Raw genomic sequence first — 8,475 nt, 5'->3', positions numbered from 1 at the left:
ATAACGTTTAGAAAAACCTTCACGTAATAATGTATAAATCTGATATCTTTCTTCTTGAGTAAGATGAGTATAGTTCATGATGCAACTTTGACTTTGGTCGGTCGGAAGCAGAATGCTAGCTCATCTTCCTTCCTTCCAATATATTAATTTCTGTTGCACTTCATTTGAGAATCTAAGATTAAAATAATAAGCTTAATGAGTATGGCACTAAAATAAATGAATGCTAAAACGTACACAATAAAAAAGCCTTGTACCACTTAGTGTATACAAGGCTTCTTGAAAGATATTAAATATTTAGCCATGTTTTGCAACCGTCATACCCGCATGAGCTGATTTTGGCTTCATGCTGGCAGACGTTGAATCAAGCTGCATTTCATCATTACGGAAATGATCCATAATGATGGTACCAATACGACCAACAATCACAGCAAACAAAAACGCAATCACGGGATATAAAATAGCAGGAACTGTCATCATGATTTTGACCTCTATTTGAAATATAAATGTAATATGAGTCACAGCCACGTTACTCATGGCCTAAATGTACGCATTTTTTGAAGTTTTTAAGCATAGATTGTCGGACAAGTGCTGATCCATAACAATAATCCGGAAATATTGTCAGACAATTTTCTGCTGTTTTTCGAAATATTTACTTAAATATTTATTTTTAAAGTTCTTTTCAAATTATTTCAATTTTTTTACCGCATAAAACCTGCCCGACAGCTTATAAGCCTGTAACGTAACAGTATGTAACCCATTATCCATAACAAGGAAAGCCTGCAAACGCAGGCTATCAATAAAAGCTTTTTAACTGTTTTTTATCATTTACAAATGATTAAGGCGGGTTAGCACATTATTTGTTTCTATATCAGCATGAGATACATCCGCACTGCTGGCACTGGTGAGAATATCAATCACCTGTGGCAACACCACTGCAAGGCCAGTGTGCGCTGTCGCAGTGCTAATGCCAAACTGCTGTGCTACCTGTTCAATGCTACCGGAGGCAAATAGGCCATCAAGCATATCGGGTGTAATCCGGTCATTAATCCCCGGCCCTACCCATGACGCAACCTGCGCTTCCAGTCCTTTTTGTCGTAACACCTGCAAGGCCGGATTTAAACCGCCCTGCTGCTTGATCCAGTGTAATACCAGTGGAATCAGCTTGAGCATAAAGGAAGCCTGTCGCTCAGGCTGTGCAAAGGCATGTTCATGCATATTACCGCCCGCCAGTCCTCCAAGTGCTGAATCAATCACTTGATTCACCACTGTACGGTCAATATGGGCAGGATCAGTATGGGTCACAGGGTCATGCTTGGTTCCCAAACCCAGCACCTATCCATGCATCGGGTCCTTAAAGCCTGCATCGGCCAGTGCTGAATGCTGGCCACTGGCCTGCTGGATTAATGCGTCTACCATGGCTGTTAATGTTGTCATTGCTGGCTCCTTACTGCTTAAATGTTTCTACCCAGGCTGTTCTACGTTCTGCTGTTGAATTACCATTGTTAAAATCATGATGCGGTACAACGCTTCAAAAGGGATAGTTGTTATTTTTACTATATAAAGATGAGTAACGCTAAAGCATTGATATTTTGATGTAATGCTGTAATGAAATGCAGGTTATGGACAGCTTTAAAACCAGTTTTGTTGTGAATCATTTAATGCATGTAGCACCTTTAAGCGCCGCCATTGTGTTTCATCAACCTGATCGCGCCAAATAACAACATAAAGAGGCGGTTGGTGGATTGTCTTTAAAGTCAGATGGATTACAGGGCCCAAATAGCAGATTTGAAGCAACTGGCCGCTGTATCGCCTGCCCTGACGATATTGCCAGTACCAGCTCTGGCTATCGCCCTGCCATAGCATTGTAATACGACGCGTTGCCACCAGCTTGGGCCAGCCCAGATGCAGGCCCAGCAATATGCCAATCAGCACGATCGTTAGCGGCCATGCCAAACCACTGAACCAAAGCAATCCAGCCAGCATGGCCAGTGCCAGCCGGTGAATCACCTGCTGCATACGGCTTGCGCGTAACGTAATATCAACCAGCATGGACAATGGCGGCTTATTGTATTAATGCAGCAGACTTTTCAGTTTTGCAATTATCCCAACCAGCTCTAGTTGTTGTGGCTCACTCACGGCCATAAACCAATCCAGCAAATCCGGGTCTTCCTGTTCAATCAGCAAAGCAAATGCCTGTTTTTCAGCTTCAGGTGCCGTTAGGTAATGCTGGCGTACATAAGGGTCAAAATAAATATCCAGCTCTTTTAAGCCACGACGCGCACGGTAAATCACCTTGCGGTCATGCAAACTGATGTCATCATTCATGCCTTACTCCAGCCAATCAAAATCGTGGCGTAGTGTAGCATGCTGCTGGTTTATCCACCGTCCTGCCGTTGACAGAAAATTGGCAAAAACAGTAGATACTGCTCAGTTTTTGGCAATAAAACCCATTGTTGCTCCGGCGATAATCTTCTTTACTGTGTGCCAGGTTTTATTAGCATTTTTGCTGACCCCACTGATTATTTGCAAGGAATCCCATGAGCGCAGCCAACTTACTCCGTCCTTTGCCACCAATGGCACCACGTACCATTTATAACGAAGAGCACGAAGCCTTCCGCGATACCGCACGCCGTTTTTTTGAAACTGAAATTGCCCCTTACCATGAAAAATGGGCCGAGCAGCAGCATCTGGATCGTGGGCTTTGGAACAAGGCTGGTGAGCTGGGCCTGTTATGTGCCACGATGCCGGAACAATATGGCGGCAGTGGAGTAGACCGCTTATACAGTGCCATCCTGATGGAAGAACAGGCCTACGCACTGGATTCGGCCTCCGGCTTTGCCCTGCATTCTGATATTGTGGCCAACTATATTTTAAACTTTGGCAATGAAGACCAGAAATCCACTTGGCTGCCTAAAATGGCCACGGGTGAAGTCGTAGGCGCCATTGCCATGACCGAGCCGGGTACAGGTTCTGACCTGCAAGGAATTCGCACAACAGCCGTTGCCGATGGCGATGACTACATTGTGAATGGCTCCAAGATTTTTATTACCAATGGCTACCTGTGTGACATGGCTGTGGTTGCGGTAAAAACTGGCAACAGCGAAAAAGGTGCACAAAACATTTCCCTACTGATTATGGACGCCAAGGCACCCGGCTTTACCAAAGGCAAGCCGCTGAAAAAAGTGGGTATGCATGGTCAGGATACCTGCGAGCTATTCTTTGACAATGTCCGCGTGCCAAAAAGCAACCTGCTGGGTATGGAAGGCATGGGCTTTATCATGCTGATGAAAGAACTGGCTTGGGAGCGCCTGATGGTGGGCCTGATGTCACAAGCCGCAGCAGAAGCCGTATTTGCCCATACCGTGCAGTACACCAAAGATCGCAAAGCATTTGGCAAGCCGATTGGCGCATTCCAGAACACCCGCTTCAAGCTGGCCGAACTGCGTACCAAAATTGATATTGGTCGTACCTACGCTGACCGCTGCATGGAACTCCAGGTGCAAAATGCATTAAGCGTTGAAGCGGCTGCGGCTGCCAAATACTGGTTATCTGATATGGTGAACCAGATTGTAGATGAATGTGTGCAGTTGCATGGCGGTTATGGCTTTATGATGGAATATCCGGTTGCCCGTGCTTATGTCGATAATCGTGCGCATCGTATTTATGCAGGCACCAATGAAATCATGAAAGAATTGATTTCACGCACCCTGTAATTTATACCTGCTTTGATAAAGGTCATTCTGGTAACAGGATGGCCTTTTTTATTGTTGCGGCTTTTAGCACTGACTTTTTAAGCTGAATAAACATGTTTGAGTAGCCAATGTCTGTAAGCAATTTAAAACATATAAGAAAAATAAGGCCCAAAACCGATAACAAGTTTTATAGGTGACATCATGAACAAAACTGCTTATGCCCTGTCTTATCCACATGATTTATTTGTAGAAATCTTTACTAATACTTACTCAATAAAAAAGTGCCCTAAGGCACTTTTTATGTAGACACAAAACAGGACTTAACCAAACAGCTTAAAGCGTTTTTTGTTATTGGCTTTGCCACCATCAAAGGTCAGGATATCATCTTCAAAGCTACTGCTACGCAGCTCAGCCTTATCTTTTAGATAATTCATGGAAACACGCCATGGTTCACTTTTGCCCTGACGTGGCATCACATGCTCGGCACGCTTGATATATCCTGAGGCCAGACTACCCATCACCGTATCATCGGTTAACTCGCTGGCATCTGCCTTGGCCAACACGACCTTATAATGCTTCTTGTCCATATAGTTAAACAAACGCGCTAAATAATCAGCAGCCACGTCCACTTTAAGCGTCCAGGATGCATTGGTATAGCCAATAATAATGGCAGCATTCGGGATATTACTCAGCAATACCCCTTTGTACAGCATGTGATTTGAAGTATTCACTGGCTGGCCATCAATGGTGGCCTGCAAGCCACCCAGAATCTGGATATTCAGGCCAGTGGCAGACACGATAATATCGGCATCCAGATGCTTGCCAGATTTCAGCAATATGCCGTTTTCAGTAAAGCGTTCAATCTGGTCGGTTTCAACGGAAGCCTTGCCGCGTTTAATGGTTTTAAACAAGTCACCATCCGGCACCACACACAGGCGCTGATCCCAGGGATTATAATTCGGGGTGAAATGCTTCATGTCCACATGCTTGCCGACCTGAAGCTTAACTGCCTTTAACAGGAATTTTTTCACCAGTTCCGGTTTTTCCTGCGACAGCTTAAACACCAGACGCTGTACCCCAATATTACGGCTACGGGTCAACTGATACGCCACTTTTTCCGGCATGAATTTCTTCATCTTGTCGTACAGGGCATCAATCGCAGGAACAGTCGCAATATAGGTTGGCGAGCGCTGGAGCATGGTGACATGCGCAGCCTTGTCTGCCATCGAAGGCACCAGTGTAATGGCGGTAGCCCCACTACCAATAATCACCACTTTCTTGCCGCTATAATCCAGATTCTCAGGCCAGTGTTGTGGCTGAATCACGGTACCCTTAAACTTGTCTTCATCCGGATAAGCTGGTTTAAAGCCCTGGTCATAATTATAATAACCGGTACAGCCCAGCAGGAAGTCCGCCGTCCACTGTTCAGTCGTATTATTGGCAACATTCAGTACTTCCAGTTCCCACATTTTTCTGGCTGAAGACCAGTTGGCTGTTTTCACCTGACGCTGGAAATGAATATGCTCAAAAATATTATATTCCTTGGCGGTTTCATTCACATAATTGCGGATTGAAGTGCCATCAGCCAGTACTTTGGATTGAGTCCACGGCTTAAACTCAAATCCAAAAGTGGACATGTCAGAATCCGAACGAATTCCCGGATAACGAAACAAATCCCAGGTTCCACCGATACTTTCACGACGCTCCAGAATCGCAAATTTTTTCTGTGGTGCCTTGAGTTTCAAGTGTACGGCGCTACCAATCCCCGAAATACCTGCACCAATAATCAATACATCAAAATGTTGAGCCATCTGTGTCATCAATCCGAATTAACTTGCCTAAAACATAGTCACTAAATTGACAATAGTCAATGTCAATTTAGGCCATTAGAGTAAATACACTAATAATTTAGGATAAATTCGCGCAGAACGATATGGCTAGTGCAGATTTTTTATACGGTCAATTTGCTTAGCCAGCCAAGTTCCAATTTCACGAATTTCTTCAAGGCACACCTGATGCTCCATGCCATACTCATGCCAGCTGACCAAACAGCCTAATTGCTGAACAGCAATACAGGCATTTTTTCCCATTTGCAGCGGCACTACACCATCATACTGACCATGCGCAATCATTACCGGAAGTTGCTGCTGTACTGGATTAAACTGCACCTGTAACACCTGTGCATCTGGAATATAGGTCGACAGGGCAATCACACCCGCCAATTGTACTGTATGGCTTAAAGCCGCTTGATAAGCAATTGCGCCGCCCTGAGAAAATCCTGCCAGAAAAATATGGGAAGAAGGAATACCACGCTGGTTTTCGCGACTAATTAACTGACGGATTTGTTCAACACTGCGCTGGATTCCGGCCTGATTAACCTTTCGATGGTCAACTGACATTTCCAGAATGTCATACCAGGCAGGCATGATATATCCCCCATTAATGGTCACCGGAATTTCCGGGGCATTTGGAAATATAAACCGTACAGGATATTGGGATGACAATTTTAGCTCGGGAATGACGGGTACAAAATCATTGCCATTGGCACCCAAGCCATGTAACCAGATCACTGTAAATTGTGGATTTGCGGCTGTTTCAATTTCAATCACAGATAATATCGACATCAGAAAACTGGCTTTAAGGTTGAAGTGTCTATCATAATTGATACTAATCCTATAAAAAGCCTTCAGCATAAAAAAACCGGCGCTAAGGCCGGTCTTTTCTACTGCACTGCTTATTCAGCAGCAGGTTGAGTCAGGGAGCGATCCACTAATTCAACATAAGCCATTGGCGCAGCATCGCCAGCACGAAAGCCAGCTTTCAGTACGCGTAAATAGCCACCTTGACGCTCTTTATAACGAGGGCCAAGCTCAGTAAATAACTTACCAACAACTGCAGCACTACGGGTACGGGCAAAAGCCAGACGACGGTTAGCAACAGTATCATGTTTCGCCAAAGTGATTAAAGGCTCGGCAACACGGCGAAGCTCTTTAGCTTTAGGCAAGGTTGTTTTGATCAGCTCGTGTTCAAACAGCGAGTTAGCCATATTCTGGAACATGGCCTTACGGTGGCTGCTGGTACGACCTAATTTCACACCACTATTACGATGACGCATGGTGAATAGTCCTACTAATTAACGGCTACGGTAAGCAAAGCGATCATCCACACGCAGACTGGCAGGTGGCCAGTTATCTAAGCGCATGCCAAGCGACAAGCCTTTGGAAGCCAACACATCTTTAATCTCAGTCAACGATTTTTTACCCAGGTTAGGCGTTTTTAATAGCTCAACCTCAGTACGTTGTACCAGATCACCAATGTAGTAAATGTTTTCTGCCTTCAAACAGTTGGCAGAACGAACGGTTAATTCCAGATCATCAACTGGACGTAACAAAATCGGATCAACTTCTTCACGACTTTGTACAGGCTCTGGCGCATGGTCTTTTTGCAGGTCAACAAAAATGGCAATCTGTTGCTGCAAAATGGTTGCAGCTTTACGAATTGCTTCTTCCGGATCTACAGTACCATTGGTTTCCAGATCAATAACCAGTTTGTCCAGATCAGTACGCTGTTCAACACGTGCATTCTCTACAGTGTAGGAAACACGCTTGATTGGGCTATAGCTGGCATCAAGCTGCAAACGGCCAACCGGACGGGTTTCCCCTTCCGGAAAGCGAACATCAGCAGGCTCATAGCCACGACCCTGGGTTACTTTCAGGCGCATCTTTAAATGGCCATTAGCACCCAAAGTTGCCAGTACATGCTCTGGATTAACGATTTCAACATTATGCGGTAAACGCAGGTCAGCGGCAGTAACTTCGCCAGGACCCTGTTTATCCAATGTCAAATACGCTTCGTTCTGTTCGAACAGTTTAATTGACAATCCTTTAAGGTTCAGCAAGAGCTCGACGATGTCCTGCTGCAAGCCTTCTAAAGTACTGTACTCATGCTCGACACCTTCTACCTCTGCCTCAACCACGGCAGCGCCAGGTAGTGACGAAAGTAAAATGCGACGCAAGGCATTACCTAAAGTGTGACCAAAACCACGCTCTAAAGGCTCAAGAATTACTTTTGCCGAGGTTCCACTGACCGCATCAACTTTAATCGCTTGCGGAGTCAGAAACTCGTTTGCAGTACGCGTCATATTGCCACCTCAAGGGATTATTTCGAATACAATTCAACAATCAAGCTTTCGTTGATTTCGGCAGGCAGATCGGAACGATCAGGTGCAGACTTGAACGTACCTTCCATCTTGGTATGATCAACTTCCAACCAGGAAGCAATACCGCGCTGAGTACCAAGTTCAATTGCATTTTTAATACGCAACTGGTTTTTTGCACCTTCATGTACAGCAATCACATCACCGGCTTTAACCTGGATTGACGCGATGTTTACGCGACGACCATTTAGGGTAATGCTGCGATGGCTAACCAGCTGACGCGCTTCAGCACGCGTAGAGCCAAAGCCCATGCGATACACAACGTTATCTAAACGGCTTTCCAGCAATTGCAGCAGGTTGTCACCTGTTGCACCTTTGGAACGAGCAGCTTCTTTGTAGTAGTTACTAAATTGACGCTCTAACACACCGTACATACGACGTACTTTTTGTTTTTCACGTAACTGTAACGAATACTCAGACTGTTTACCACGGCTTTGGCCATGTTGACCAGGAGCCTTACCAGCCTTTTTGGTTTTGACGTCAAACGGTTTAACGCCAGATTTTAACTGCAGGTCTGTCCCTTCGCGGCGGGAGAGCTTGCATTTTGGACCTATATAGCGAGCCATG

At 45.1% G+C, this 8,475-nt stretch carries 10 protein-coding genes; 1 reads left to right on the top strand and 9 read right to left on the bottom strand.

Going from position 1 to position 8,475, the window contains the following annotated elements; translation table 11 throughout:
• Nucleotides 1-294: 294 nt before the first annotated feature.
• The 4 genes from E2B99_RS12785 to E2B99_RS12770 all read right to left on the bottom strand — a co-directional run bounded on the left by E2B99_RS12785 (nt 295) and on the right by E2B99_RS12770 (nt 2,325).
• Nucleotides 295-477 carry a hypothetical protein gene (locus E2B99_RS12785; protein WP_134245447.1) on the bottom strand — a complete coding sequence of 61 codons (183 nt, stop codon included), beginning with the start codon at nt 475-477 and terminating at the stop codon, nt 295-297.
• A 348-nt stretch (nt 478-825) separates the two neighbouring features.
• Nucleotides 826-1,323, bottom strand: a complete 498-nt coding sequence (locus E2B99_RS12780) for a YidB family protein (protein ID WP_134245445.1) — start codon at nt 1,321-1,323, stop codon at nt 826-828.
• A 306-nt stretch (nt 1,324-1,629) separates the two neighbouring features.
• Entirely contained in the window at nt 1,630-2,049 is a 420-nt protein-coding gene (locus E2B99_RS12775) for a protein YgfX (RefSeq protein WP_134245443.1), read from the bottom strand.
• Nucleotides 2,050-2,070: 21 nt separating this feature from the next.
• Nucleotides 2,071-2,325: a succinate dehydrogenase assembly factor 2 gene (locus tag E2B99_RS12770; protein ID WP_134245441.1), complete on the bottom strand. Its 255-nt coding sequence runs from the start codon at nt 2,323-2,325 to the stop codon at nt 2,071-2,073.
• A 212-nt stretch (nt 2,326-2,537) separates the two neighbouring features.
• On the opposite strand from E2B99_RS12770, the gene E2B99_RS12765 reads away from it, so the two are divergent.
• The gene (locus E2B99_RS12765) at nt 2,538-3,713 is read left to right on the top strand and encodes an acyl-CoA dehydrogenase family protein (protein ID WP_205669685.1); all 1,176 of its coding nucleotides are present in this window, start codon (nt 2,538-2,540) and stop codon (nt 3,711-3,713) included.
• A gap of 299 nt (nt 3,714-4,012) precedes the next feature.
• On the opposite strand, the gene E2B99_RS12760 is transcribed toward E2B99_RS12765, so the two are convergent.
• From E2B99_RS12760 to rpsD, 5 genes are all read right to left on the bottom strand, one after another.
• Complete coding sequence (locus E2B99_RS12760; protein ID WP_134245439.1) at nt 4,013-5,503, bottom strand: flavin-containing monooxygenase; 1,491 nt, start codon at nt 5,501-5,503, stop codon at nt 4,013-4,015.
• A 126-nt stretch (nt 5,504-5,629) separates the two neighbouring features.
• Nucleotides 5,630-6,316 carry an alpha/beta hydrolase gene (locus E2B99_RS12755; protein WP_205669684.1) on the bottom strand — a complete coding sequence of 229 codons (687 nt, stop codon included), beginning with the start codon at nt 6,314-6,316 and terminating at the stop codon, nt 5,630-5,632.
• Nucleotides 6,317-6,426: 110 nt separating this feature from the next.
• Nucleotides 6,427-6,807 (bottom strand): 50S ribosomal protein L17, encoded by a 381-nt coding sequence (gene rplQ, locus E2B99_RS12750; RefSeq protein WP_026472357.1) that lies wholly within the window; start codon nt 6,805-6,807, stop codon nt 6,427-6,429.
• A gap of 18 nt (nt 6,808-6,825) precedes the next feature.
• Nucleotides 6,826-7,833, bottom strand: coding sequence for a DNA-directed RNA polymerase subunit alpha (locus E2B99_RS12745; RefSeq protein WP_026472356.1), 1,008 nt, complete (start codon nt 7,831-7,833; stop codon nt 6,826-6,828).
• A 17-nt stretch (nt 7,834-7,850) separates the two neighbouring features.
• A complete protein-coding gene (gene rpsD, locus E2B99_RS12740; RefSeq protein ID WP_134245437.1) occupies nt 7,851-8,474 on the bottom strand; it encodes a 30S ribosomal protein S4 in 624 nt (207 codons plus the stop codon).
• Nucleotide 8,475 lies beyond the last annotated feature (1 nt).

It is taken from the genome of Alkanindiges illinoisensis, from assembly GCF_004377485.1.
In the GTDB taxonomy this organism is placed as follows: Bacteria; Pseudomonadota; Gammaproteobacteria; order Pseudomonadales; family Moraxellaceae; genus Alkanindiges; species Alkanindiges illinoisensis_A.
Note: the sequence above shows the minus strand (reverse complement) of the source record. Positions and strands in the feature narration are given on the sequence as shown.

Bases quoted from the DNA above. Each gene is read 5' to 3' on its own strand.
- E2B99_RS12765 (WP_205669685.1), top strand. From the start codon at position 2,538: ATGAGCGCAGCCAACTTACTCCGTCCTTTGCCACCAATGGCACCACGT.
- E2B99_RS12785 (WP_134245447.1), bottom strand. From the start codon at position 477: ATGATGACAGTTCCTGCTATTTTATATCCCGTGATTGCGTTTTTGTTT.
- E2B99_RS12770 (WP_134245441.1), bottom strand. From the start codon at position 2,325: ATGAATGATGACATCAGTTTGCATGACCGCAAGGTGATTTACCGTGCG.
- E2B99_RS12775 (WP_134245443.1), bottom strand. From the start codon at position 2,049: ATGCTGGTTGATATTACGTTACGCGCAAGCCGTATGCAGCAGGTGATT.
- E2B99_RS12760 (WP_134245439.1), bottom strand. From the start codon at position 5,503: ATGGCTCAACATTTTGATGTATTGATTATTGGTGCAGGTATTTCGGGG.
- rpsD (WP_134245437.1), bottom strand. From the start codon at position 8,474: ATGGCTCGCTATATAGGTCCAAAATGCAAGCTCTCCCGCCGCGAAGGG.
- E2B99_RS12745 (WP_026472356.1), bottom strand. From the start codon at position 7,833: ATGACGCGTACTGCAAACGAGTTTCTGACTCCGCAAGCGATTAAAGTT.
- E2B99_RS12755 (WP_205669684.1), bottom strand. From the start codon at position 6,316: ATGTCGATATTATCTGTGATTGAAATTGAAACAGCCGCAAATCCACAA.
- rplQ (WP_026472357.1), bottom strand. From the start codon at position 6,807: ATGCGTCATCGTAATAGTGGTGTGAAATTAGGTCGTACCAGCAGCCAC.